The organism is Tolypothrix bouteillei VB521301 (assembly GCF_000760695.4).
Taxonomy (GTDB): Bacteria; Cyanobacteriota; Cyanobacteriia; order Cyanobacteriales; family Nostocaceae; genus Scytonema; species Scytonema bouteillei_A.
Genome location: NZ_JHEG04000001.1, coordinates 2925852 through 2952842, shown reverse-complemented (window position 1 = coordinate 2952842; position 26991 = coordinate 2925852). Strand labels below are relative to the sequence as shown.

14 protein-coding genes and 1 pseudogene are annotated in these 26991 nt (G+C 41.0%); 12 read left to right on the top strand and 3 right to left on the bottom strand.

Going from position 1 to position 26991, the window contains the following annotated elements; genetic code table 11:
• The first annotated feature begins 180 nt into the window (after positions 1-180).
• The 7 genes from HC643_RS11730 (at position 181) to HC643_RS11700 (ending at position 18229) form a co-directional block, all read left to right on the top strand.
• Positions 181-5568, top strand: coding sequence for a type I polyketide synthase (locus HC643_RS11730; RefSeq protein ID WP_167844663.1), 5388 nt, complete (start codon positions 181-183; stop codon positions 5566-5568).
• An 84-nt stretch (positions 5569-5652) separates the two neighbouring features.
• Positions 5653-6168 carry a peptidase associated/transthyretin-like domain-containing protein gene (locus tag HC643_RS11725; protein WP_038073635.1) on the top strand — a complete coding sequence of 172 codons (516 nt, stop codon included), beginning with the start codon at positions 5653-5655 and terminating at the stop codon, positions 6166-6168.
• A 197-nt stretch (positions 6169-6365) separates the two neighbouring features.
• Positions 6366-8114 (top strand): SDR family NAD(P)-dependent oxidoreductase, encoded by a 1749-nt coding sequence (locus HC643_RS11720; RefSeq protein ID WP_038073629.1) that lies wholly within the window; start codon positions 6366-6368, stop codon positions 8112-8114.
• A gap of 399 nt (positions 8115-8513) precedes the next feature.
• A complete protein-coding gene (locus tag HC643_RS11715; protein ID WP_038073627.1) occupies positions 8514-13307 on the top strand; it encodes a PfaB family protein in 4794 nt (1597 codons plus the stop codon).
• Between the two features lie 261 nt (positions 13308-13568).
• The gene (locus HC643_RS11710; RefSeq protein WP_038086160.1) at positions 13569-15221 is read left to right on the top strand and encodes a PfaD family polyunsaturated fatty acid/polyketide biosynthesis protein; all 1653 of its coding nucleotides are present in this window, start codon (positions 13569-13571) and stop codon (positions 15219-15221) included.
• Positions 15222-15574: 353 nt separating this feature from the next.
• A complete protein-coding gene (locus HC643_RS11705) occupies positions 15575-17095 on the top strand; it encodes a thioester reductase domain-containing protein (RefSeq protein ID WP_038086158.1) in 1521 nt (506 codons plus the stop codon).
• Positions 17096-17275: 180 nt separating this feature from the next.
• Positions 17276-18229, top strand: coding sequence for a class I SAM-dependent methyltransferase (locus HC643_RS11700; RefSeq protein ID WP_038086156.1), 954 nt, complete (start codon positions 17276-17278; stop codon positions 18227-18229).
• A gap of 183 nt (positions 18230-18412) precedes the next feature.
• Here HC643_RS11700 and hetI read toward each other — a convergent pair whose 3' ends face one another.
• Positions 18413-19132, bottom strand: a complete 720-nt coding sequence (gene hetI / locus HC643_RS11695; RefSeq protein WP_038086155.1) for a 4'-phosphopantetheinyl transferase HetI — start codon at positions 19130-19132, stop codon at positions 18413-18415.
• Positions 19133-19664: 532 nt separating this feature from the next.
• Between hetI and HC643_RS11690 the strand changes: the two genes are divergently transcribed.
• Positions 19665-19919, top strand: a complete 255-nt coding sequence (locus HC643_RS11690; RefSeq protein WP_038086154.1) for a peptidoglycan-binding domain-containing protein — start codon at positions 19665-19667, stop codon at positions 19917-19919.
• 125 nt (positions 19920-20044) lie between these two features.
• Positions 20045-20962, top strand: a complete 918-nt coding sequence (locus HC643_RS11685) for an alpha/beta fold hydrolase (RefSeq protein ID WP_202048606.1) — start codon at positions 20045-20047, stop codon at positions 20960-20962.
• 575 nt (positions 20963-21537) lie between these two features.
• Here the strand turns inward: HC643_RS11685 and HC643_RS11680 are convergent.
• Positions 21538-22716 carry a helix-turn-helix transcriptional regulator gene (locus tag HC643_RS11680; RefSeq protein WP_038086152.1) on the bottom strand — a complete coding sequence of 393 codons (1179 nt, stop codon included), beginning with the start codon at positions 22714-22716 and terminating at the stop codon, positions 21538-21540.
• A 204-nt stretch (positions 22717-22920) separates the two neighbouring features.
• On the opposite strand from HC643_RS11680, the gene csx18 reads away from it, so the two are divergent.
• From csx18 to cas2, 3 genes are all read left to right on the top strand, one after another.
• A complete protein-coding gene (csx18, locus tag HC643_RS11675) occupies positions 22921-23271 on the top strand; it encodes a CRISPR-associated protein Csx18 (RefSeq protein ID WP_336604346.1) in 351 nt (116 codons plus the stop codon).
• A gap of 210 nt (positions 23272-23481) precedes the next feature.
• Positions 23482-24471, top strand: a complete 990-nt coding sequence (gene cas1 / locus HC643_RS11670) for a CRISPR-associated endonuclease Cas1 (protein ID WP_038086149.1) — start codon at positions 23482-23484, stop codon at positions 24469-24471.
• Positions 24472-24474: 3 nt separating this feature from the next.
• Complete coding sequence (gene cas2 / locus HC643_RS11665) at positions 24475-24753, top strand: CRISPR-associated endonuclease Cas2 (RefSeq protein ID WP_038086147.1); 279 nt, start codon at positions 24475-24477, stop codon at positions 24751-24753.
• Between the two features lie 491 nt (positions 24754-25244).
• On the opposite strand, the pseudogene HC643_RS11660 reads toward cas2, so the two are convergent.
• Positions 25245-26920: pseudogene (locus HC643_RS11660) on the bottom strand (IS1634 family transposase).
• Positions 26921-26991 lie beyond the last annotated feature (71 nt).

The window sequence follows — 26991 nt, the reverse complement described above, 5'->3', positions numbered from 1 at the left end:
AGCGAACAGTTTATAGTTATCTTTTCAGGCAAAAAGAAAAAATTCTCCTATGGATTCCCTAACTTCCGTTATGGGTATTACTGAATTGCGATCGCTATTAACTGTTAACTGTTAACTATTCCTCCCGATAAAGAGCACGTAACTAAATGACCCACACTACCAATCATTACAATTTCTCCTATGTCTGCTCATTCAATTGATAGTGCCTTGGCGGAGTTAGCAGCCGAAATCAGTCATTTTGAAAAGGTTGTCAACAAGTGTATTGAGGAAAAAAAAATGATGCCAGAAGAATCTATGTCAATCGATAAAATTAACAGAAAATTACAAAATAGCCCTATAGCCATCGTGGGTATGGCTTCTCTGTTTGCTAAATCCAGAAATCTACAAGAGTACTGGCAAAACATTCTTAACAAAAAAGACTGTATTACTGATGTTCCATCAACCCACTGGAACATAGACGAGTACTACGATCCGAATCCCAGAACACCAGAAGAAAAAACCTACTGCAAGCGAGGCGGGTTTATTCCTTACGTTGATTTTGACCCAATGGAGTTTGGAATTCCCCCGAGCATTTTAGAAGTCACAGATGTTGCACAGCTTTTAAGTTTGGTTGTTGCAAAAGAAGCAATGGAAGATGCTGGCTACAATGCGTCTCGCGAATTTAATCGTGAAACGATTGGAGTCATCTTGGGTGTCGCAGGAAGCCAATTGGGATTACCACTTGCTGCACGGTTAGAGTATCCGGTTTGGGAAAAGGTTCTAAAAAGTAGCGGTTTATCCGATGAGGATACCCAAAAAATTATCAAGAAAATCAAAAGCGCTTACGTAAACTGGGATGAAAATGCTTTCCCAGGAATGTTAGGTAACGTAGTTGCAGGTAGAATTGCCAACCGTTTGAACTTGGGTGGTATCAATTGCGTAGTCGATGCAGCTTGTGCGAGTTCCTTTGCTGCTTTAAAGATGGCAATTAGCGAACTGATAGAACACCGTTGTGACATGATGCTGACTGGTGGAGTGGACACTGACAACACCATCATGGCATATATGTGTTTTAGCAAAACACCTGCTGTTTCTCCTAGCGATAACGTCAAACCCTTTGATGCTAAATCAGATGGGATGATGCTGGGTGAAGGGATTGGGATGGTTCTTCTCAAGCGTCTGAATGATGCGATACGAGACAATGACAAAATTTATGCAGTCATCAAAGGAATTGGTACTTCTAGTGATGGGCGCTTTAAGAGTATTTACGCACCTCGCCAAGAAGGACAAGTCAAAGCATTGCAGCGTGCTTATGATGATGCTGGTTTTCCACCTGAGACTGTTTCCTTGATTGAAGCACATGGCACGGGAACATTAGCTGGAGATCCTACGGAATTTGCATCTATCAACGAGTTCTTCGGAGAAAATAACTCCAAGAAGCAGTACATCGCCCTCGGTACCGTTAAGTCTCAGATCGGACATACTAAAGCTGCTGCTGGTGCTGCAAGTCTCATTAAGACAGCTTTGGCACTGCACCATAAAATCTTACCTCCTACGATCAATATCACTCAACCCAACCCCAAACTCAATATTACAAACTCACCTTTCTATTTAAATACAGAAACTAGACCTTGGATTCGTGTAGAAGGAGAAGCACCGAGACGTGCAGGTATCAGTTCTTTTGGTTTTGGCGGTACTAACTATCATGTTGTCTTGGAAGAATACGAAGCGCCACAAGAACAGACATACCGAGTTCACAGCACTCCCAACGAAATTTTGTTGTTTGCACAAACTCCCACACAGTTATTAGCGAACTGTGAAGAAATGCTTGCTCAACTCCAATCGGAGGCGGGAGCAAAAAATTATGCAGAACTTGTCGAGGTATCTAAATCCCAAGAAATTCCTCTCAGTGCAGCTAGAATTGGGTTTGTTGCAGAATCTTCTGCTGAGGCGTGTAAATTATTGCAAATCAGCATTGACTTACTCAAGAGTAAAGCCTCTGCTGCATCATGGGAACATCCTCAAGGTATTTTTTACCGTCAAACAGGTATGAACCTTGGAGGTAAAGTTGTTGCTTTGTTCTCCGGTCAAGGTTCTCAGTACTTGAACATGGGTCGGGAATTGGTAATGAATTTCCCTGTAGGGCAGCGTCTGTTTGGCTACATGGATAGCTTGTTGCTCAAAGATAACTTGCAAACTCTGTCGAGCATAGTTTTTCCCCATCCTGTCTTTGAAGAATCTGAAAAGAATGCTCAAGTTGCAGCTTTACAAAGGACAGAATATGCTCAACCCGCTATTGGAATGCTGAGTGCAAGTCTGTTCAAAATATTACAGCAAGCTGGTTTTAAAGCAGATTTTGCTGCAGGGCATAGCTTTGGAGAACTGACAGCTTTATGGGCTGCAGGAGTGTTAAGCGAAGAAGATTATTGCTTCCTTGTAAAAGCCAGAGGACAAGCTATGGCTGCTCCTCAAGACCCCGATTACGATGCAGGGGCGATGCTGGCTGTGAAAGAAGAAGTCGGCAAAATAGAAGGTATTTTAAAACAGCATCCCAAGGTATCTATTGCCAATCTCAATTCTCCCCGTCAAGTTGTATTAGCAGGTCCGGCTGCAGAAATCGCAAAAGTCCGCCTGGTGTTACAAGAGCAAGGATTAACTGCTGTACCTCTACCCGTGTCTGCAGCTTTCCACACACCATCGATCGCTTTTGCTCAAAAAGCTTTTGCAAATGCAATCAAGTCTGTTAAGTTCCAAAACGCAAAAATACCTGTTTACACTAACGTCACCGCAAAGCAATACCCTCAGGAAGCACAGGCTATTCAAACAATCCTCGAAAATCACCTCAGCAATCCCGTCCTATTTAAGCAGGAAATAGAACATATTTATGCTGCAGGAGGCTATTGCTTTGTTGAATTTGGTCCGAGAAAAGTTCTGACAGGGCTAGTGCAAGAAATTCTAGGCGATCGCCCTCATATTACTGTAGCTTTAAATCCCAGCGCTCAAAAGAATAGCGATCGCTCCATGAGAGAAGCTGTCGTGCAATTGCGCGTCGCTGGTATGCCATTACAAAATCTTGACCCCCATCAATTACCCCCCACTGTACCTGCAACCAAGAAAACCAAAGGATTGACGGTACGTTTAAATGGCATTAACTATGTGTCAGAAAAAACAAAGATGGCATTTCAAGAAGCTTTGCAAGATGGACATCAAGTGACATTAGCGACAAGCAAAGAAGTGATTTCAATTGAGCCCAAACAGATCGTACCGCCTGCAACACCACCCAAAGAAAGTAACGGCAATACAAATCACCAAGAGGCGCAAAAACAATTGGTCACAGATTTTATGACCAAATTAGCCGAGAAAAAATCTCCCACTCCCCCCCTCACCCCATCCCCCACTCCCTCTATCTCCCCATCTCTTCCTTCACCTCAACCAGTCCCAGAGGCGAAAATGCAAACAAACTCCAATCAACTCGTGAACTACCAACAAGTCTTAACAAGCTTAGAGTACGTCCTGACACAATTCCAGCAAAATCAGAAAGAGAACTTGCAAGTTCACGGACAATATCTCAACCATCAAGCGGAATATGTCAAAACATTTTTCCAACTCATGCAGCAACAAAATACTTTGTTAGCTAGCAACCCTTCATCAACAGAAACTGCAAAGCTCAAGCCCTCTTTAATAGAAGGTTTAGAGCGCAGCATGATGCAATTTCACGATCAACAAGGCGATACTCTACGCATTCACGAGCAATATCTTAAAGCACAAGTAGAAGTGACTCAAAACTTCTTCCAACTCCTGCAACAAGAGTATTCACAGTTGATTGGTGGTAAATTAGCGATTACTCAACCTGTCGTTCCTTCTGAAGTAACAACATCTGTTGTTAATAAAGAAACCCCCAGCCAGATTTTTGTAGAGCCAGCAACACCCAAACAAGAAAATCTCAGCTTACCTACAACTACCGCGCAAGTATTTGAGGTTGAATCACAACCTGCTGTTAAAATGGATGCCAAATTGCATTCAGTTGTAGAAACTTTGACTGTAGAGAAAGCAGACAAAGTCGCAGTGGTAGCAGATCCTGAAGTAGGTACTGAAGAGGATAAGTTATCTGTTATTCCCACACCCCAACCATCCGTATCCATTACTCCATCCGTTTCTAATGTTATTCAAGTAGCGAACACCAATCTAGCTGACTTGGATAAGCAGTTGTTAGCAATCACAAGTGAAAAAACGGGCTATCCAGTCGAAATGCTTGATTTAGACATGGATATGGAAGCAGATTTGGGGATTGACTCCATCAAACGAGTAGAAATCTTGGGAGGACTGCAAGAACTCTACCCCGATTTACCCAAGCCTAACTTAGAAGAACTCGCAGAAAAACGTACCATTGGTCAGATTGTAGAGTATTTGCGATCTAATGCTTCTCCATCAACTTCCGAAACAACTTTACTGAGCGTAGAGACATCGACTGCTTTAGTACCAACAGAAATTGCAACGGAAATTGTAACGAATGTTGCAACACATGAGATAACCGCAAGCCCCACAGAAGAAAACTTATCTGTTGCGGAGAGTTCAGAATTGGGTCAAACCTTGCTATCCATTACGAGTGAGAAAACAGGTTACCCAGTTGAGATGCTCGATTTGGATATGGATATGGAGGCGGACTTGGGTATTGACTCCATCAAACGAGTAGAAATTTTAGGGGCGATGCAAGAAATGTATCCCAATTTGCCCAAACCCAATGTAGAAGAACTTGGAGAACTACGCACCATCGGTCAAATTGTGAGTTACTTGCAAACCTTGGGGGGTAACGAAAAAAAAAAGTCTCTGAATCCGTCTTACAATCAACCCCCTAGCCTAAACAGCAATCCCCTCCGGCGTCAAGTCAAACTCAGAACACTACCTCAACCAGATTTTTTGGATTTTACAATCCCACAAGGGCATGTTTGTTTGCTAACACATGATGGTACCCTCACCACTTCCAAATTAGCTGACTCTCTTTTAGAGCATGGTTGGAAAGTAGTTGTTCTGAGTTTTCCTCCCTCAGTTGTCCCACAACCAATGCCTTTACCACCCGAAGCCCACTGCATCCAACTAGCAGATTTGAGCGAGGAACACCTGCAACAACAGTTGGCAAATATCTCCACTCACCACGGACCGATTGGCACTTTTATTCATCTCCATCCTCTGATTCAGGTTGCTTACAACGGAAAGATGCCTTACGTCGAAGAAGAAAAAGCAATCGTTAAGTATACTTTCTTGATGGCAAAACACCTCAAAAAGTTCCTGAATGAAGCAGCAGAATGCGGACGGAGTAGTTTTATAACAGTTGCTCGGTTAAATGGAGCTTTTGGTTTGGGACAAAATGTTAATTTTGGACCGATCGGTGCTGGCTTATTTGGATTAACCAAAACTCTTAACTGGGAATGGCAAAAGGTATTTTGTCGGGCGATCGATCTGAGCCCTCAAATTGATGACGAAAACTCAGCCAATTTCATTATGGCTGAATTGCACGACCCAAATCTTTACATTACCGAAGTGGGTTACGGTTGCGAAGGTCGAGTCACTTTGATTAGTACACCCGAGTAAGGGGGACACGGGAGACAAGGAAGAAATGTCTCCCCCCTCTCCCCCCTCTCCCTCATCTCCCCCTCTCCCTATTAACTCAACTCCATGGCAAAAGCTAATTACATTGGTCGCATAGTGGATAGAGAGAAACACGCTCCTATCAGTGGAGCAAAAATCTCCATTGGTCTACCTGGTAAAGAACTGACTGTTTACACTGATTTAGAAGGAATTTATAAATTTCCTCTTGATTTTGGCAATTACAGCGTACTTGAAGGGGAAATCAAAGTCGAAGCCAAAAATTACAAAAACTACAGCGCCTTTCTCAGACTCTCTCCTCAAAACACGGACCTTGGCGATATTCGGCTTGTTTATCCACACTATCAAGAAAGCGATGTCAAACCACAAACCCCAGCAAGTTCAGAAAACTCACTTAGCCCGGAAAACAACATTGCACTTCCACTTGTCGCAGCTATCATGGTTGTCTTTGCTCTTTTAGTAGCAGCAATGACATTACCATCTTCTCAAGAAAACCAGCCTCAAGAAGTTCCAGAAAATACTATTAACCTTCAAGCACCTTTACATATTGCTACAAATTCAGTTTTTGAAAGTTACTTTGCTTAGTCATGAAGTTACTTTCATCCCCAACCTTTTGTCTCTAGTCAGTCAGTCAGCGTAAATAATGATTATTGGTTTGTAGTTGCTTTTGAGCGCATATATCACAACTCAGAGCTTAAAACATCAATCACCGTCTTAGACCAATTCTACTTTCTGCATTCTTCTTTACAACTTGTATAAAATACAAAAAATCTGGAGAATTTATGACAGCAACAAGCACAATTCAACCATCCTCAGTTTTTCTGGTGAGTGGAGGTGCAAAAGGCATTACAGCTAAATGTGTCATCAAATTAGCACAACACTATTCCTGCAAATTTATTCTTTTAGGTCGCTCGGAACTATTAGAAACTGAACCCGATTATGCTCGCGATTGTTTTGAAGAACCCGTTTTAAAAAAGCGGATCATGGAATACCTTCTCTCACGAGGAGAGAAACCTACACCCATGAGCGTCCAAAAACTCTACAATCAAATTGCCTCTAGCCGAGAAATCAAACAAACTTTGGAAACCATTAAACAAGCTGGAGGATATGCAGAATATATCAGTGCTGATGTTACAGACAACCATGCACTCAAAGAACAACTGATAAGTGTTAGTGAAAAAATTGGTTCAATTAACGGGATTATTCATGGTGCTGGAAATTTAGCAGATAAATTGATTGAAAAGAAAACAGAACAGGATTTTGAAAAGGTTTATACAGCCAAAGTCAAAGGATTAGAAAATCTTTTATCCTGTGTCAAAGCCAATCAACTTGAATACTTGGTTTTATTTTCTTCTGTCACCGGATTTTACGGGAATGTAGGTCAAACTGATTACGCGATCGCCAATGAAATTCTTAATAAATCAGCCCATATTGTCAAGCAGCGGTATCCTGAATGCCATGTAGTTGCTATCAATTGGGGTGGTTGGGATAGCGGTATGGTAACACCAGAGTTGAAAAAAGAGTTTGCTCGTCGAGGTATTGATATCTTATCTGTTGAAGAAGGAACACAAATGCTCGTCAATGAACTCCATCCTGCAAATCACGATACCGCACAAGTCGTTATTGGTAGTCCCTTAATTCCACCTCCCATTCCATTAAAAGCCGATCTGCAAACCCATCGAATTCGCCGCAAACTCTCTCTTGAAAACAATGCATTTTTGCTGGATCACGTGATTGCTAGCAAAGCAGTTTTACCAGCTACGTGTGCGGTGTCTTGGATGGTAGACTCTTGCGAACAGCTTTATCCAGGTTATAGATTCTTTAGTAATACTGATTTTAAAGTTTACAAAGGAATCAACTTTCATGAAACTTTAGCTAATGAGTACATTTTAGATTTGCAAGAAATTTCTAAAACAGAATCTCAAGAAATCATCTTGCAAGCTAAAATTTGGAGTCAATCTCCCAACGGAAAGCCCATCTTTCATTTCAGTATAGATCGCGTTCAGCTTGTGCGAGAATTGCCTATCCGTCCTACATATGAATCTTTAAATCTCACAGAAGATAACATCATTACCATGACGGGTAAAGATTTCTATCAAGCAAAAACAGCTTCCTTCTTCCCACTTTTTCACGGAGAATCTTTCCAAGAACTGAGAAGAGTTTTAAATATTAGTCCTGAAAAAATTACAACTGAGTGTATTTGGCGCGAAATTCCACTACAACAACAAGGACAATTTCCAGTAGGTTGGGTAAATCCTTATTCTATTGATTTAAGCACTCATCCGTTATGGATTTGGATGCAACATTTTCATCAAGAAATTTGCTTACCTGCTAGTCAGCAAAAGTATGAGCAATACACTCGAATTCCATGCAACACACCTTTTTATGTATCTTGTGAAGTGACATCTAAGACAGCAACTAGTGTAGTTGCTAATTTTATCGTACACGACGAGCAAGGTAATATCTGCTCGCGTCTTTTAGGTGGCAAAGGAACTATCATTCCGACTCAATCTTTAAGGGCTGGAAGTTAGGTATCTTTTCCGCGTGAAGATTATTTATGTCTCTGAACCGCAGGGACGCAGAAGACGCGTAGAAAAGAGTTGCAAAGGTGTTGGTTTTATAGCAAAGCAATTCGGTTTGATTTGTGAAATACACATGGGTGGCGCATACCCACCTAGCCCTGTCAAGGTGGGTGAAAACTTTAGGAAATTAATCACTTTCTCACCTCTTACCTCTGCGTACTCTGCGCCTCTGCGGTTAAATAAATGACTTTTGAACCGCAGAGTACGCAGAGAACACAGAGAGAGAAGATGAGAAATTGTCACCTGAATCAAAATTTTGTGAGTCATCTTGACAGGGCTAGGAATACCCACCCTACAGTACTCATCTCCAATCTCCAATACCAATTTACTATTACAAGGAAATAAACCGTGGAAAAAATAGCGATCGTTGGATTTTCATGTCTTTTTCCTGGAGCCAAAAATCCTGAAGAATTTTGGCAAAATCTTATTCAACAAAAAGATTCAACATCATTTGTAACCGAGGGAGAACTTGGAGTCGATCCGCAAGTTTTTTACGATCCAGCTAAAGGTCAAACCGATAAGTTTTATTCTCTGCAAGGAGCATTCATTCGTAACTTTGAGTTTGACTCAACTGGATACAAGCTACCCGCAGAATTTCTGCAAAGTTTAGATAATACCTTTAAGTGGTCTCTTGATACTGCAAAACAAGCTTTGCAGCATAGCGGTTATCTGGGAAATGAAGCAGTTTTGGCAAAATGTGGAGTGATATTGGGCTCACTCTCATTGCCTACCCAATTCTCTAATAAAGTCTTCGCTCCCATTTATCAACAGGTACTATCACCAGCTATTAAAGAACTTTTACAGTGTGAGGGATTTGATTTTACGTCTTCTGCTTCTACAAAAGTTCCTGCTCATAATGCCATGATATCTGGTTTGCCAGCTGCAATTGTCTCTCAAGCTCTGGCTTTATCAAATCTTCATTTATGTATTGACGCTGCTTGTTCTTCACCTTTATATGCTGCTAAACTAGCATCTCATTATTTATGGACGCGTAAAGCTGATTTGATGTTAGCGGGAGGTATTAGTTGTTCTGACCCTCTGTTTATTCGGATGTTGTTCTCCGGTATCCAAGGATATCCTGAGGATAATGACCTCAGCCGTCCTCTAGATAAGTCATCACGAGGTCTGATTACTGCAGATGGCGTTGGGATGGTAGTCCTGAAACGATACAGCGATGCAGTGAGAGATGGCGATCGCATTTACGCTACCATCAGTGGTACGGGGCTTTCTAATGATGGTAGAGGCAAGCATTTGCTCAGCCCCAATTCCAAAGGACAAATTCTCGCTTTTGAACGGGCTTATCAAGAAGCACAAATCAGCCCTAAAGATATTGACTACATGGAGTGCCATGCTACTGGTACGCTGTTGGGAGATACTACCGAATTTAATTCAGTAGAAACTTTCTTTGGCAAATATCAAGCAACTCCTCTAGTCGGTTCTGTCAAAGGAAATGTAGGACATTTATTAGTTGCGGCTGGTTCGGTCAGCTTGATTAAAGCTCTTTTAAGTATGTCTAAGGGTGTGATTCCGCCCACTATCAATATCAGCGACCCCATAGGAACAGAAAACAACGTTATTGCACCCCAACGCATTGTTACCAAGGTAACTGATTGGCCCAACAAAACATCAGTGAAACGGTCAGCTATTAGTGCCTTTGGTTTTGGTGGAACTAACGCACATATGATTTTGGAACAGGGCGGTAATTCCTCCTCGTCTCCCTTGTCTATCTTGTCACCTTCCTCCCCAGTTCCTCCAACACCACCAGCCAAAGTCGCGATCGTGGGTATGGATGCGTTTTTCGGTTCTTGCGATGGATTAGATGCTTTTGACCGCAGCATTTATGATGGAACTCAAAATTTCATTCCTCTTCCTTCAAAGAGATGGCATGGTATAGAAGATCGACCCGACTTACTCCAACAGTACGGCTTACCGGAAGGTAAAGCACCAGTGGGGGCTTACATCCAAGATTTAGAAATAGATACCCTATCATATAAAATTCCACCTAACGAGCTAGCAAAGCTCAACCCGCAGCAACTGTTACTTCTAAAAGTCGCCGATCGCGCTCTAAAAGACGCAGGATTGAAAGAGGGTGGAAATGTCGCTGTTTTGATTGCGGCGGAGACAGAATTTTCTGTACACCAGTTACAGCAAAGATGGAATTTGTCTTGGCAAATCAAAGAGGGCTTGGCTGCGAGTGGAATTTCTTTACCTGAAGACAAACTTGCCCAACTTGAAGATATTACCAAAGATGCCGTTCACCATCCTGTAGAGATTGGCGAATATCTCAGCTATATCTCGAACATCATGGCAAGTCGTATTTCCTCCCTCTGGGATTTTACAGGTCCTACTTTCACGATTACTGCAGGAGAAAACTCTACTTTTAAAGTTTTAGAGATAGCGCAAATGCTGCTCTCAGCCGGAGAAGTTGATGCTGTGTTAGTCGGGGCTGTCGATCTGGCTGGAGGGTTGGAAAATGTCCTGTTGCGAAGTCAACTCGCACCAGTGAATACAGGTACAAATACTTTAAGTTACGACCAAAAAGCAAATGGCTGGATAGTTGGCGAAGGTGCGGGGGCTGTTGTACTGAAGCGTCACGATACAGCTAAAAAAGACAACAACCGCATATATGCAGTTGTTGATGCTATTACACCCGATGCAGGGACAGTTAGTCAAGCTTGCCAAGACGCTTTCCAAATGGCTGGTGTTAAACCTACAGAGGTTGAATATTTGGAAGTTAATGGGAGTGGAATTTCCCAAGAAGATGAAGCAGAAATTAAAGGGTTAATCCAAGCGTATCCTGCGGGTGAAAATAATTTAAGCTGTGCGATTGGTAGCGTCAAAGCCAACATCGGTCATACTTATGTTGCTTCGGGAATGGCTAGCTTGATTAAAACTGCGCTTTGTCTTTATCATAAGTACATTCCTGCAACTCCTAAATGGTCTGGTGTCAAAAACCAAGAAGTTTGGCAAGGTAGCCCTTTTTACGTGAGTGTTGAATCAAGACCTTGGTTTCTGGGCAAGGAAGCGAAAAAGAGAGTCGCTGCAATTAACAACTTGGGAATGGATGGTACTTGTGCTCATGTCATCCTATCAGACGAACCGGAACAGCAACAGCATACCAGCAGGTATTTGCAGCAAATGCCTTATTATCTGTTCCCAATAGGGGCTCGCGATCGCGCTGACTTACTCGAGCAGGTGAAGGTTCTCCAGACAACCATAGATAATTCTAGTTCTTTAGCAGCTGTAGCACGCCAAAGTTATGTAGAATTTCAAAAACGTTCTGAAGCTAACTATACCCTCGCCATTCTGGGAAGGAATAAAAATGAGTTAGCCAGAGAAATAGAATCTGCTTTCAAAGGAGTGAATAAAGCATTTGAGAGCGGGGAAGATTGGCAAACACCAGCGGGTAGTTACTTCACAGCAAAACCACTGGGTAAAAAAGGAGGAATTGCTTACGTCTATCCGGCTGCTGTCAATTCTTATGTTGGCATTGGTCGCACGCTCTTCCGCTTGTTCCCAAGAGTGTACGATGATGAAGTTATCAAAAGTCTTTTTAGCTTGTTTGCAGAAGTTTCTCAACTCGTCTTTCCTAGAAGTTTAAATAAATTATCAACCAAGCAATTGGAAAGTCTCGAAAAGCAGTTACTGAGTAACGCTTTGGCAATCTTTGAAACAGATATGGCATTTGCCAGATTGATTACAACGATTGTACGAGATGATTTTCAAGTCAAACCAAAATACGTTTTTGGCTACAGCTTGGGCGAGACAAGCATGATGAGTGCGATGGGAGTGTGGAGTAACTTTAGTGAAGGAATTAATGCCTTCCACTCCTCTCCCTTATTTGCAGACAGAATCGCCGGATCGAAAAATGCCGTGCGCGAACATTGGGGCTTGCCAAAAACACCATTGTCCGACGATGATTTTTGGAGTACTTACCTTTTGATGGCAAGTCCATCTCAAGTTCAAGAATGCCTCAAGTCTGAAAATCGCGTTTACTTAACTCAAATTAACACGCCGGAAGAAGTTCTGATTGCAGGTGATTCCGAAGGGTGTCAGAGAGTCATTAAAGCTTTGGGTTGCAACGCTTTTCGCGCCCCCTTTAACCACGCAATTCATTGCGAACCGATGCGCTCTGAATACCAAGAAGTTGTTAGAGTCAACACCTTACCCTCACGCAATATACCGGGAATCGCCTTTTACTCCTCAGCAGAATACGAACCGGTACAACTTGAGAGTCATGCGATCGCACGCAGTTTAGCAAAAGGTTTGTGTCAACCGCTAGATTTTCCCCGACTCGTTAACCGAGTCTACGAAGATGGAGCCAGAATATTTATTGAAGCAGGGTCTGGTAACGTTTGTTCGCGATGGATCGATAAAACCTTAGAAAACAAAGAACACATTACCATACCCCTCAATAGAAGAGGCATTGACGACCATGCTTCCATTATAAGAGCACTAGGAAAACTGCTCAGCCATCAAGTTTCCGTAGACTTATCACCTTTGTATGGTGAAATATCAGAAACATCCAGCAAACGCAAACCAACAGTCAAAACACTCGCTTTAGGACGAGCTACCTCAATTGAAGAAGTTTCACAGGAAAAAGTTCCGCAAGGAAACCAAATTACTGCCAGCATTTTAACAGACGAAAACCGAAAACTTTTCCAAAACGCAGCCCGCAAAGTACCCCCTCGCATTGATACCAAGCAACATCAGAACAAACCGCAATCTACAGAATCAGAAAGCAGAAATTCAGCCAAAGCCACCATTCCCAACCAAACTCCCACAAGCAACATTCACAACATTGTTACACCATCAATACCCCAAGCAGAGAAATCAAACATGAAAAATGCCCCTAATAACAGTTTTGAACTTAAAGAACAAGTACAATCTGGTGAGCAAAAAATAACTCAAGAAATTGTTTCCCCCAGAACTTTGTCAACTTCAACTAACAACCAACCATTTAGTTATATCACTACTCACCTATACCCAAATAAGAGCCAATATGAAAAGTTAAGTGCTAACAATTTGATTGCTCATCAAACTCATTCCACCTTCTTAGAAGCCAGACATCAATTTAGCAAACAAATGAGTGAAATCATTCAACTGCAATTAGCTTGTGTAGAAAATTTATTGAATGGCTAATTGCTAATAGCTAATTGCTAATAGCTAATTGCTAATTGTGCAATTAGCCATCAACTATCAACCATCAGCCATTAGCTATCAACCATCAACCATCAGCCATTATCCATTAGCTATCAACCATCAACCATTAGCCATCAACCATTAGCCATTAGCCATTAGCCATTAGCCATTAGCCATTAGCCATTAGCCATTAGCCATTAGCCATTAGCCATTAGCCATTAGCCATTAGCCATTAGCAATTAAAACCTAAGGATTATCATCGTGAAAACCGAAAATACAGTTTTAAGCAACCACGATAACGGACTGAAATTTCACAGCAACGCATTTTATCAAAATCAAGTTTGGAAAGGCTCTTTAGATTGCGTTGCTTTTGAACACTCAGCAATCAAAGAGAAATTGCTGAAATTAGATCGACCATGCTATGTCGTTAGAGTCGCTGGAAAAATAGGTGTTACTAACGATGGTTATCTCTCTTTTACAGATAATGGGAAAACAGGACAAGGAGAACTGTTACTTACAGTTCCACCCGTATCAACAGCAAATTTAGGCGACTCTAGTTTTTTGTCGTTTCACGACGTGAAATGTGCTTATTCGACTGGTGCGATGGCTGGTGGTATTGCTTCTGAAGAAATGGTCATTGCACTGGGGAAAGAAAAACTATTAGGTTCTTTTGGTGCGGGTGGATTGAGCCCGGATCGGCTCAAAGGTGCGATTCACCGCATCCAAGAAGCTTTACCCCAAGGTCCCTATGCTTTTAATTTGATTCACAGCCCCAATGAACCCACTATTGAACGTCGTGCTGTGGATTTGTACCTCAAATATGGGGTCACAACCATAGAAGCATCGGCATTTTTAGATTTAACTCCAAATATTGTCTATTATCGTGCTGCGGGGTTAGGTGTGAATGCAGCAAATCAAATTGAAATTAAAAACAAAGTCCTTGCTAAAATTTCTCGGCGAGAAGTTGCTAGCAAATTTCTCCAACCAGCACCGCTCAAGATCTTAAAAGAACTCGTGCAACAAGGGCTGATTACTGAATTACAGGCAAATTTAGCAGCGCAATTACCCATAGCTGATGATATTACTGTGGAAGCAGATTCTGGCGGTCACACAGACAATCGCCCTCTCGTGTGTCTGTTACCTTCGATTCTAGCTTTAAAGAATGAAATTCAAGACCAATATCATTACTCAACACCGATTCGAGTGGGAGTTGCAGGAGGAATTGGTACGCCAGAATCAGCTTTAGCAGGATTTATGATGGGTGCTGCTTATGTAGTGACAGGATCGATCAATCAATCCTGTGTTGAAGCTGGAACAAGCGAATATACCAAGAAATTACTGGCGCAAGCTGATATGGCTGATGTCATGATGGCTCCTGCTGCAGATATGTTTGAAATGGGAGTCAAACTTCAAGTTCTTAAGAAAGGAACTATGTTTGCTTTAAGAGCGCAAAAATTATATGAGTTATACAGAAACTATAATTCAATTGATGATATTCCTAGTCAAGAACGAGAGAAGTTAGAAAAACAGATTTTCCGCAAGACTTTAGACCAAGTCTGGGAAGAAACCGTAACTTATTTATCCCAAAGTAATCCGGAAAAACTCAACAAAGCAGTCAGCAATCCCAAAATCAAAATGGCTGCAATTTTTAAATGGTATTTAGGATTATCTTCTCGTTGGTCTACTGGCGGAGAAAAGGGAAGAGAAGTTGATTATCAAGTTTGGTGCGGTCCTGCAATAGGAAGCTTTAATAACTGGGTCGGTGGTTCTTATCTTGCTGAACCAACTAATCGCAAAGTTGTTGATGTCGCCCATCACATTATGACTGGAGCAGCATATTTACACCGCATTCAAAGTTTGAAAATTCAAGGTTTGCAAATGGCTGATTTCTACGGTCAATATCTCCCTAGTTAAAAATGAGGAATTAGAGAGCGAGGAAAGATAATTTATCCGTCTCTATCTCATTCTACCTCGTTCGATTTCCTCTAACTCGTTCCCAGGTTCAGCCTGGGAATGCATAAATTGAGGTTTTGCCTCAAAACTAATCCTATTCTAGCAAAAGATTACCGATTTAAATGAACCGCAAAGACGCAAAGGACACGAAGAAAGAAAAGAAGAATATCAGTCGTGTAGCGAGAAGGGAGTAAATCAATGGAGGTGGAGCCTCCTTCCTACTCATCATTCCCAGGCTGAGCCTGGAAACGAGTCATACCAAATTCTCAAATCCAAAATCCAAAATTTAAAATCTAAAATCGCAAGAGGTCAATATGGTTTCAAATCAATCTCGCACTGCAGAAGAAATTCAAGCATGGTTAGTATCCAATCTTGCACAAGCATTAAAGATTTCACCACGTGAAATTAATGTTCGAGAGCCTTTAGATAGTTATGGTTTGAATTCTGCCCAAGCTATGGTGTTGATTACCAATACAGAGAAGATGCTTGGATTTGAAGTGTCGCCAATGCTGTTGTGGCATTATCCCAATATTGAGGCTCTTTCAGAACGCTTGGCTGAAGAATCGCAAGAGAAAAATTCAGGTGTTTCAGATACTAAGAACGCATCTGGAGGAAATTCTCCTACAGCAAAAGCTAAAACTTTAGATTTGAGTGCTGAAGTTGTTTTAGATCCAAGTATCCGTCCTGCATCTTCTTTTGAATTTCCTTCTGAACTCAATAATGTCTTTTTGACAGGAGGAACGGGCTATTTAGGGGCTTTTATTATTTACGAACTGCTGCAATCAACTCATGCAGATATTTACTGCTTGGTACGCGCATCTAATTCTGAAGACGGGAAGCGCAAGCTGAAGCAAAATTTACAACAGTATGCTATTTGGGAAGAAAAATTTAATTCCAGAATCATTGCTGTTCCTGGAGATTTGTCTCAGCCTCTTCTTGGTTTGAGCCAGGAAGGCTTTGATATGCTAGCAGCTAATCTTGATGCTGTATATCATAGCGCTGCTATGTTGAATTACGTGTATCCTTACTCTGCACTTAAAACTGCTAATGTTTTAGGCACGCAAGAAGTGATTCGTTTGGCAAGTAATCTCAAAACTAAGCCCTTGCATTACGTTTCTAGTGTCGCAATCTTTGAATCTCCAGTTTATGCCGGTCAAGTTGTCAGAGAGCAAGATAGTTTTGACCAGTGGGAAGGTATATATCTAGGATACTCTCAGACAAAATGGGTTGCTGAAAAATTAGTCAAACTAGCAGGCTCACGCGGGCTACCTATCACAATCCACAGACCCCCATTAATTGGCGGACACAGTGAAACAGGCGTATCCAATACAAATGACTTTATCTGCTTGATGATAAAAGGCTGTCTGGAGATGGGGTATTTTCCAGATGTCGATTACATGATGGATATGTCTCCTGTAGATTATGTAAGCAAAGCAATTGTTTATTTATCACAGCAAAAAGAATCGATTGGCAAGGCGTTCCACTTACAACATCCCCAACCAGTACCTTTAAAGATGTTAGTAGATTGGATGCGCTCTTTTGGTTATCCCATCCAATTGATGCCTTATGATGCATGGCAATCAGAATTAATGAAGAGCCTATCTTCTGGGGATAATTCTTTGTACACCCTGCGTCCTTTCTTGCTTGAAAAGTGGTCCCAAGAAGGGCTAACCATCCCAGATTTGTACCTACAAGCAAAAAGACCTATTATCAGCTGTAAAGAAACCCTTGACGCTCTAGCAGGAAGCTCTATTATTTGCCCTCCCATTGATTCGAGGTTATTTATGACCTACTCTGCGTACCTGATTGAAAGCGGTTTCTTGAACGTCGCTTAGTCGTTACCTCTCGTTCCCAGACTCTGGCTGGGAAACGAGTATATCCCAAAAACCTCACCCGATCGCTTCCAACCCACACTAGAAAATCGACGCTTCAAGCTCTCTGTTCATAAAAGAGGTTGGGGGTGAGGTCTTTTCCAGGAAAACACTCAGTTTCCACAATTGTTATTAAAGTTGCAGATGTCAAATACAACGATCGCGAATCTCTCAAATCCTACTTTATCCCCACGCACGTTTCCCAAAATTGGTCAAAAACGCAATCAATGTGTGATTTGCGATTATACTATATCCCTTCAAGATGTTTCTGCATTTCGCAACTTTCCCTGTAATGTCAGAGCTTTTAGGAATGAAAAATTTTCCGTGTGGCGATGCCCTAAGTGCAAAAACATTCACTGCTTGGACGTTGTAGACTTGGCTCATTACTATGCAAAATACCCATTTGCTAATGCAAAGTTAACTTGGGTTTTGCGGATATTATACAATAATCTGTACAAACAACTGACAAAACAAGGATTTTCTAAAACTCACTCTATCCTTGATTACGGTTGTGCTAACGGTTTGTTTATACAGTATCTTCAAGAACGCGGTTTTACAAATTGTTACGGTTACGATCCTTACGCACCCAAAAATGGATATGGCAATCCTGCAACGCTGGAGAAAGGTCCTTTTGATTACATTTTGCTTCAGGATGTTATCGAACATGTTGAAGATCCACATGCACTTATAGCCGATTTAGATCGTATGCTTGCTCCTGGTGGTTATATTTTCATCGGTACACCAAATGCAGATAAAATTGATTTAAATCAACCTTATTTATCCGATTTCTATAACTCAGTGCATGTTCCTTATCACCTCCACATTTATACTCGCAAAACTTTAGAATCCCTGGGTCGCGATCGAGGTTGGAAACCCGTAAAATTTATCGATCGCGCTTTTCACGATACACTTATTTTCGGTTTAAATACTCGTGCCTGGAATCAATACCAGCGACTCTTTGACAGTACTTTAAATGTTCTTTATGAATCTCTAGACTTGCACAAAGCACTCAGTTCTCATAAATTTCTTTTCTATGCTATTTTCGGCTATTGGCTGAGTTTTCAACTGGAGATGACTGTCGTTTTTCGTAAAATGTAGCAACGTCTTCAACCCCTTTTACCCTAACGATTGAAAATCGAGGCTATACAAACAAAGTCCGCCTGCGCGGACTTAATTATTTAATTATTATCAAGGGGGTACAAGAAACGGATTCAGTCTGACCCCCCATCTCGTTCCCAGCCTCTAGCTGGGAACGAGATGGGGAAGCCCTCTGGTTTCAAATCAATACTGCCAACGGGTGAGACGAATCCCAGAACCTTCCACAGCGATCGCCGCCACAGAATTACTATCAGGTACAATCTCTAGTAGACTCCACTGTTGCTCTGTCTTGAGCTTAGCAGGTTGTCCCGGTGTCAGCAAAACCTCGATTTGCTCTAATTGTGCTATTCCCACGCCAGTTGCTTTTAAATATGCTTCTTTACAAGTCCAGTAACGGAAAAATACTTCTTGCATTTGGTGGGGTGACAGCGAACTTAACACTGCATACTCCCCAGGAGCAAAGAATCGATTGGCAAGACTGAGAACATCGGAAATTGGGCGAACGTATTCTAAATCTATACCGACTTTGCGATCGCAACTCACTGCACACAGAGCTAACCCTTGAGAGTGGGTGAGATTAAACCACAGCTTGCGATCGGCAAAGGAATCATCTAAAACAGGTTTGCCAGAGGGTTCGTAAGCGAACTGTAAAAGTTGCGGTTCTATTTCCAAATAACGACTTAAAATAGTACGTAAAATTCCCCGACCGGCAATAAAACGCTGCCGATGCTGTTCTTTATAAAACCGCTTAGCCCGACAAACTTCATCACTAGAGAGAGTCGCTGCCAATTGTTGCAGTTGTGCATCTGATTGGTCAAGGTTAATTCGCCAGACATGAACTTCATCCTGTAGTAGGGTTAAGTTTGTCGGTGCAGTCAGCCACGAAGAATTATCAACGCTCATTGAGTTACGCAGTAAGGATCGTAATTAATGTTTGAAATTTCAATACCTAAATTTTGAAGGGATGGGTGAGGTAGGTTTTCCTCCCCGGCGGTAGTGCCTGTTGATTGCGAACAACCGTTCCCAACCAGTATCGATTAGTTACCGCTCATCTGACAAGACATTGAGGATTGGTAGAGTTGCCTCTCCTCCTACGGAGTATGCAGCAGAAGACCACTGTATAATCCGATGCTTAAACTCACATCACACAGCCAAACAGCCTTGTCGCTTTTTCAGGAGATAAAAAAGTGAGTTGTCAAAATCGGTTTTGCTTTTTGACTTACTCTTAATTATACTATTTCAGGAGCTGACACGAATAGTCTAGTTGGAAACCTTTTTGGCTCATTTTTCGTCTTTTATAAATTCTTTAATCATTCTAAAGTTAGAAAGCAAAAGACTTGGCAAAATATTACCCTGGTGAGTACCATTAAAAAACCGTAATTTCCGATGATGGGTGTGATGAATTAATTAGTACATTATTCAAGGACAACAAATTATGGAACCCGAAGTACAAGCATCTGCGGTTAGAGAACTACCTTCTGTAAAACGTGGCGACACCGGTTCATCTGTAAGATTGCTACAGAATATCCTCATTTCTTTAGGCTATCTTGGTAGAGATCTCAATACTGGAAATTTCTTACAGCAAACAGAGGACGCTGTAAGAAACTTTCAAGCAGATAATAGTTTGCGCGTAGATGGTATCGTTGGTCCCAGAACTTGGGACGTTTTGGGTGGTCTACTTTGGGATTAATTGGGAATTGGCGATCGAGAAACGGTGATTGGTGATGTCCTGTGGTGCGGGCATCTTGCCTGCTCGTTATTCAAAGCAGGTAGGATGCTCACATGACCAGGCTCATTGCCAGCTTCTGAGTAGAAATGCAGATCTATTCAGTTGCTCCTTTGAGTCAAACACTCAAGCCAGTCTTGAATTTTGCTTTTATGAATATTATGTCTTTGAAAGGGTATATAAATTCAAGCGGTTTTCAACTCCAGTATATTGTTGAGGGTAATGGGACTCCTGCGATCGTCATTGGCAGTTCCCTGTATTACTCTCGAACCTTTTCGAGCAATCTTCGTAACAGTCTAAAGTTAGTCTTTGTCGATCATCGAGGTTTCGCACCGCCCTACGATTGTAAAGACACCACTCAGTTTCAACTGGACAGACTTGTTGATGACATTGAGCTTGTCAGACAAGAATTAGGCTTGGATAATATTATCATTATTGGTCATTCAGGGCATGCATTTATGGCTCTTGAGTATGCCAAGAAATATCCTGCTAATGTGTCTGGTGTTGTCCTGATATGTGGAGCACCGAGTTACTCCCATGAAGCCCATAAGGCTTCAGAACGATATCTGAATGACTCGGTTTGTCCCGAACGCAAAGCAGTTCTTGCTAAAAACCTGGCTAGATTACCTCAAGAAATAGAAGCTGCACCTGAGAAAGCCTTTATTACCTTTTGCCTTCTCATGGGACCTAAAAGTTGGTTTGATTACAACTACGACGCGACGAAACTTTGGGAAGGTATAGAGGTTAATATGGCTGTGTTTGATTATGTTTGGGGCGAGGTTTTTCGGGACATAGATATTACTCAGAACTTAGACAAGTTGCAAGCACCCGTGCTTCTTGCACTTGGGCGTTATGATTACCTTGTTCCACCACCGTATTTGTGGGAACCCATAAGAGATAAATTCCGCAATTTGACTATCCGCATATTTGAAAAGAGCAGTCATGCGCCTCAGCTTGAAGAACCAGAACTCTTCGATCGCGAGTTACTTGATTGGCTTTTTAAATGAGGTTGGTAGTGGGAGCATTCCAATGAGTGAAAAACACGTTTGCGATTGAAATCGCGGCTGTACGGGCTACATTTGCGATTGAAATCGCGGCTACACAGGCTAAGTCCACCTACGTGGACTTAATAAGAAGTCCGCGCAGGCGGACTTTGTTTGTGTAGCCCCAGAATTCTATTCTGAGGGCAATTGGAACTCTCAGGGATACTCCCGCTGTCTTTCCATGCATTGCGATACCATACTAATAAAAGCGATTGAAATCGCGGCTATACAAGCTAAGTCCACCTACGTGGACTTAATAAGAAGTCCGCGCAGGCGGACTTTGTTTGTGTAGCCCCAGAATTCTATTCTGAGGGCAATTTTCATGCATTGCAATACTATACTAATAAAAGCGATTAAAATCGCGGCTATACAGGCTAAGTCCACCTACGTGGACTTAATAAGAAGTCCGCGCAGGCGGACTTTGTTTGTATAGCCCCAGAATTCTATTCTGAGGGCAATTTCCATGCATTGCAATACCATACTAATAAAAGGTCCTTGTCCCACGCGACAATCTTCTTAACCCACAACAGAGATGATTTTTAAAATCTTGCTACTAGATTGCTGGCGGCTTCCTGGTGTTTCTTCACAAGAGAAGAAGGAGAAATGACTTGAGCTTTATCCATATAACGATAAACCCAAAACAAAAACTCATTTAAAGAGCGTGGTGGTAGCGCTATAGTATAATCTACAAAATTAATTTTACCTGTCATTTCATCTACGGGACCGGAGATAATTTCTTGATTGGGATGGCGGAGTTCTCCTTCTAAGATGAAAGCAGCTAGTGGATGAAAAAAACGTACTTTGACAGTGACAAACTCTAGCTTACCTTGCAATTCTAACTGTTGGTCGTTTGGTTCTCCTAAATTGAGTCCCCAACCATTTTCTAGCAGTTCATATGCTTTTGCTAGGCTGCATCTTTGTGCTTCTGTACCCCTACTCGATCCATTGAAAACTTTACAGTAGTTCTTGAATCGGTTCATTCTCCCAATTGCTAAATGTCCGTCATGGCAGTATTCGTACAGTAAATACCAAGCAATATCGTGGTAAATTAATTGTAATGGAACAACTTGTATTGGTCCGACTCGACCGGTACCGTAAAGGTCGCTACTTCGGGATATTTCAATATTCAATCCTTGGATAATGGCTTGTTCCAAAATGGGTAATTTGTGGAACAGGGTGTCTTGATTGTTTCCTTTCTCTGCCATTTCTTCAGGATCGGTATGGACTATGGCACGATTGAGATATTGTCTGATGGGATAAAAAAATTCTCCGTTGAGTTGCAAATCTAACCCTCGCAACCTTTTGCTTAAAGTCTCGTGAATGCGTCTGACTTGGGAATCTCCTTGATATTTGGCTTGGGACGCTATGGCATTCACTGCAACTTTCAGTTCCTCTTGGGACATGACGCCCGTACCTAAATAGTATCCCCACCGATACATCCTTCGATCTAGAATGCCGTATTCTCGAAGGGTTTCTAAGTCTTTTCGCAATGTTGGTGTAGAAGGATAATTGGCTGGTAATTGGATTCCAAAAACATCTGCTAGTTTTCGCAGCCCTAGTTGCACTTGTGTTAGAGCATTGTGATGTTTGTCTTTGGGTAATTCCATGACATCCGGACAGCCAATTCCCGGATGTTTCAGTAAAGTTGCAATCAGCAACATCAGTCGCTCAAAACTTAAGCGATCGCTGTAGGGGTGAGAGGTATCTTTTTTACGCATTTATATTAACGGTGATTGGTAACCAGCAACTAATGACCCCTGTTAGGGGTTTGTTCCACTTTTCTCTAGGTTGATAAATAGAAAATATGACTTATCCCAATGTTGTATCAATCTATTCCAGGATTGGCAAGGTTTTTGTGCTTTGTGAAGAAACCGTGAATTATTCTCTTTTTCGAGCTTTTTTAAGATTTATCGAATATCTTAATGTCATGCAGCGCTGCATATTATACACCTAGAATTTCAAAAGACGACAAGCGATCGCCAATCTTTATGTACGTTTCTCCGCGTGTTTCTACCATACGCAACACTTTAGTGTCTGTTTTTACGGGCGGTATTACTCTTATTATCTTGCTGATTGCCCCCTTGGGATTAGCTGCGGTAATTATTAATACACTATTGCTTACTTTAACGACTTTCGCAGTATCTAGCGTCGCTGACAGAGTTATTGCTTGGTTGGAACCACAACGGCGTGTTGAAGTGCTTTCTTCCGATTCAAGACGAGAAAATACCAGTCGTCGGCGTCAATCATCTTTAAGTAGGTGGTGGAGAGGTTAAGAGGAATAGGGTGTGGAGTAGGAAATTTCAAGAGTACGGGCGCAAAGAAAAAATATGTTTGTGATTGAAATCATGGCTATACAAACAAAGTGATTGAAATCACGGCTATACAAACAAAGTCCGCCTGCGCGGACTGAATTATAAAGGGGGGTACAAGACGCGGATTTAGTATAACTACCAACTACTGTCCACTAACCCTTAACTCAACCCATGAGAACACTATATGTTTCCCAGCAGAATTGCTATGTTTCTTTACAGCAAGAAATGTTGATCGTCAAACAGGGAGAGACTATTTGTGCTGAAGTGCAGTTACCACTCTTGGAACAAGTTCTGATTTTTGGTAAGTCACAAGTCAGTACGCAAGCAATTCGTGCTTGTCTTTGGCGAGATATTCCTATTGTTTATCTTTCTCGCATGGGATTTTGTTACGGACGAATCTTACCTATTGAGCGGGGGTATCGGCAATTGTGTCGCTATCAACAGCAGCTGTCACCTGTGGAAAAGCTCGTTACCGCTAGGGCGATCGTACAAGCAAAATTAAAAAACAGTCGCGTGCTGTTACGACGACAGAGAAAGAGGCTTGAGTCGCAAGTGTTGGAACAAGCATTGCAAAGCCTGGATTATTTAGTTTCGCAAGCTGCAGAAGCTGATAGTTGGGAACGATTAATGGGGTTTGAAGGTTCGGGTGCGGCACAATATTTTTCTGCTTTTGGAGAATGTTTGACCAATTCAGAATTCGTCTTTACCGGACGCAGCCGCCGTCCACCAGGAAACCCCGTCAATGCCATGTTGAGTTTTGGTTATCAAGTGCTGTGGAATCACATACTAGCAATGATAGAAGTACAGGGACTCGATCCTTATTATGCTTGCCTGCACCAAGGATCGGAACGCCATGCTGCTCTTTCTTCGGATCTCATTGAGGAATTTCGCGCTCCTATTGTGGATTCCTTAGTTTTGTGGTTAGTTAATACTAAAACTGTAAATACACAAGATTTTGAATACCGCGATGGGGGTTGTTACTTAAACGATTCTGGACGGCGAAAGTATCTCAAGGCATTTTTACAGCGTATGGAGGAGGAAGTGCAAACAGACTTTGAGGAAAAACAACCCAAATGGGATTTGCTAACTCAACAAATCAAAGCTTACAAGCAGTTTGTTTACAATCCCAGTCATGCGTACCAGCCTTATTTAATTCGTTAGTTCATGTTATACGTGGTAGCTTATGATATTCCTTGCGACAAACGGCGCAAAAAGGTATCAGATTTGTTAGAAGGATATGGCAAGCGCGTACAGTACTCAGTTTTTGAGTGCCAATTACCCCCAAGTAAGTACAAAGAACTTTGTCAAAGGCTGAAGAAGAAGGTAAAACTTGCAGAAGACAGCGTGCGATTTTATCCTTTGTCCCAGCACACTTGGGGACAAGTCGAGACTTGGGGCGTTGGTCCTCCCGTAACAGAGCTACCTGGTTCGATAATTGTCTAATTAGCGGCGAGGGGGTCGGTAAAAGTCTGAAACACCGATTCTTCCGTTGACCCCCTCGCCGCCCTGTCCTATAAGCGTTTCAGCGATTTTTATGATGAGTTTTTTCCCTTTTCCCGTCTCAATTTCTGACCCCCTCGCAAACTGCCTCTGGACTCCTTACGGGGTAAGGGTCTAAACTAGAGGGGTCCCTACTCGCTAGGGAAACTAATTGATTGGAAACTGACCACTGTTGCTTCGAGCTTTGCTGTTGCTGTATCACGCTGTCCCTACTTGCTAGGGAAACTAATTGATTGGAAACTTACAAGCCTTATTCCCCACATTCCGCATTTCAATTTGAAGTACCAAGAGGTTACAATCAACGTAAAAGTCAAAAAATTAGGATAATTAAGAAAAGAATATTGAACCAAATGATGGCATAAATAAAACTTATCTAACATTAAATATTTAACTAATAGAACAGGTTATTTAAGCACTAGAAATTGGAGAAATAATTATGATTTCCTCGGGATTGATAAATTTTTATTCACTCTCCATATACTGTTTAAATTAAGAAAGTAAATAATATTTTGACAAGATGATGGCAGATTATTCAAAATAAAATGACGCTCTTCTGTTAAATTAACTATTTGACTAACACCGTTTAAAATTAAAATATGAATACCTTGAAAGCATTGAAATACCCACCTTAATGTAGGACTGAAAGTTAATTTACCTAATTGATTTTTGATTCCTATTTTGACTTTTTTAAGCTGTTTCTAGTTCCTTGACCAAGATTATAAACTAATAAACACAGAGACATTAAAAATAACATCGTCTCTATTCTTTCAGGATTTTCTACAAAAAAACTATCAGCAAAAAATAATGGATCTTTCAGAAATCTAAATCCTCGTTCACATGATTGTTGATTTTTATAATTTCTGAGAATTTCTTCTGGCTCTAACTTAGTCTCGTCTACTAAATTAGTCGCTAAAATAAATCTTCCTGCTTCTTTTCTTTGGATTTCTATCTCTTCTATTTTTTCCTGAATGACTCCTGATATTTTATAAATAGTCTGATTCTCTTTTGATTGACTTTCAAAAATTTGAACATTTTTAATTTCAAATAGTTTCAAGTTTTTATTGATGTTTTTTTGTTTGTATCTGGCTTGCTCCGGCGTTTCAAAATCTTCTTTTTTTAAAGATTTCAGCAGTTTTTCAACTTTCTCTTTTTCTTTTTTTAGCTTTTTCTCTAGCTTTTCTAAATCACTTTTTTTTCTTTTTTGACTTTCTACTATTAGCCATATTTGTTTAATTCCACCATAATTTACTATTTCTTCTTTCCACTTATATCCATCTAAATTTAGAGCTGCTCTTTTATCTCTATATAATGCACTTATCTCTTCTATCTCTACAGACTTCACTAATTCATGTGCTTTTTTAATTGTCATCGGTACTCTACTTATCCATTTTAGATGTTCGATTAATTGGAGATTTTCTTGACTATATAATGCACTATCGCAAACCATAATACTTTCAAAATCTATTTGTTTTTTAAACTCTACTAAAATTTTTCCAAATACAGCTTTATCAGCTTCATTCCCATCTCCCGCTCTCATTAATAACGGTATATCTCCATCACTACTTGTAATTAAATCTAAAATACATTGTTTCAAATCTGGCCTATGGTCACGAGAATATCCTTTGGTTACAATTATTGGTCTTTCTCTACTTACTTCTTCTTTTTTTTCCTGCTTTTCTCCACTTTTATATTCTCCATGCAAATGAAATGATGTCGCATCTAGATGTGAATATTTTGTATCTATCTGAAATTTTTTAATCACTGATAATCCAATTTCTATAAACAGATTATTCAATCCATATCTATATAATTTATCCATAACTCTTCCCAGTTTATCATCATTTATATAATCTTTTTTTACATCTGAACCCAATAATATTTCGATTCCTTTATCTTCAAAAAACTGGTTAAATAAATATAAAGGTCTTGATACAAATCCTAATCCATTGATTAAAATCGCTTTCACCAATATTCCTGATGAAATCTTCTCTCGGGGATCTATTCCTAATTTAGAATTTATTGTTTCAACTATTCCTATTTCGTCAATCAACCCAGCTACTATTCCTAAGTGGTCGATATTCTTAATTTTTGCATCTGAGATTGGGAACATTTTTTACCTCTCAAATATTTTTGAGTTTTTCTGATTGTCCCACTTGAACTTAAGCAATGTATATTTAGTTT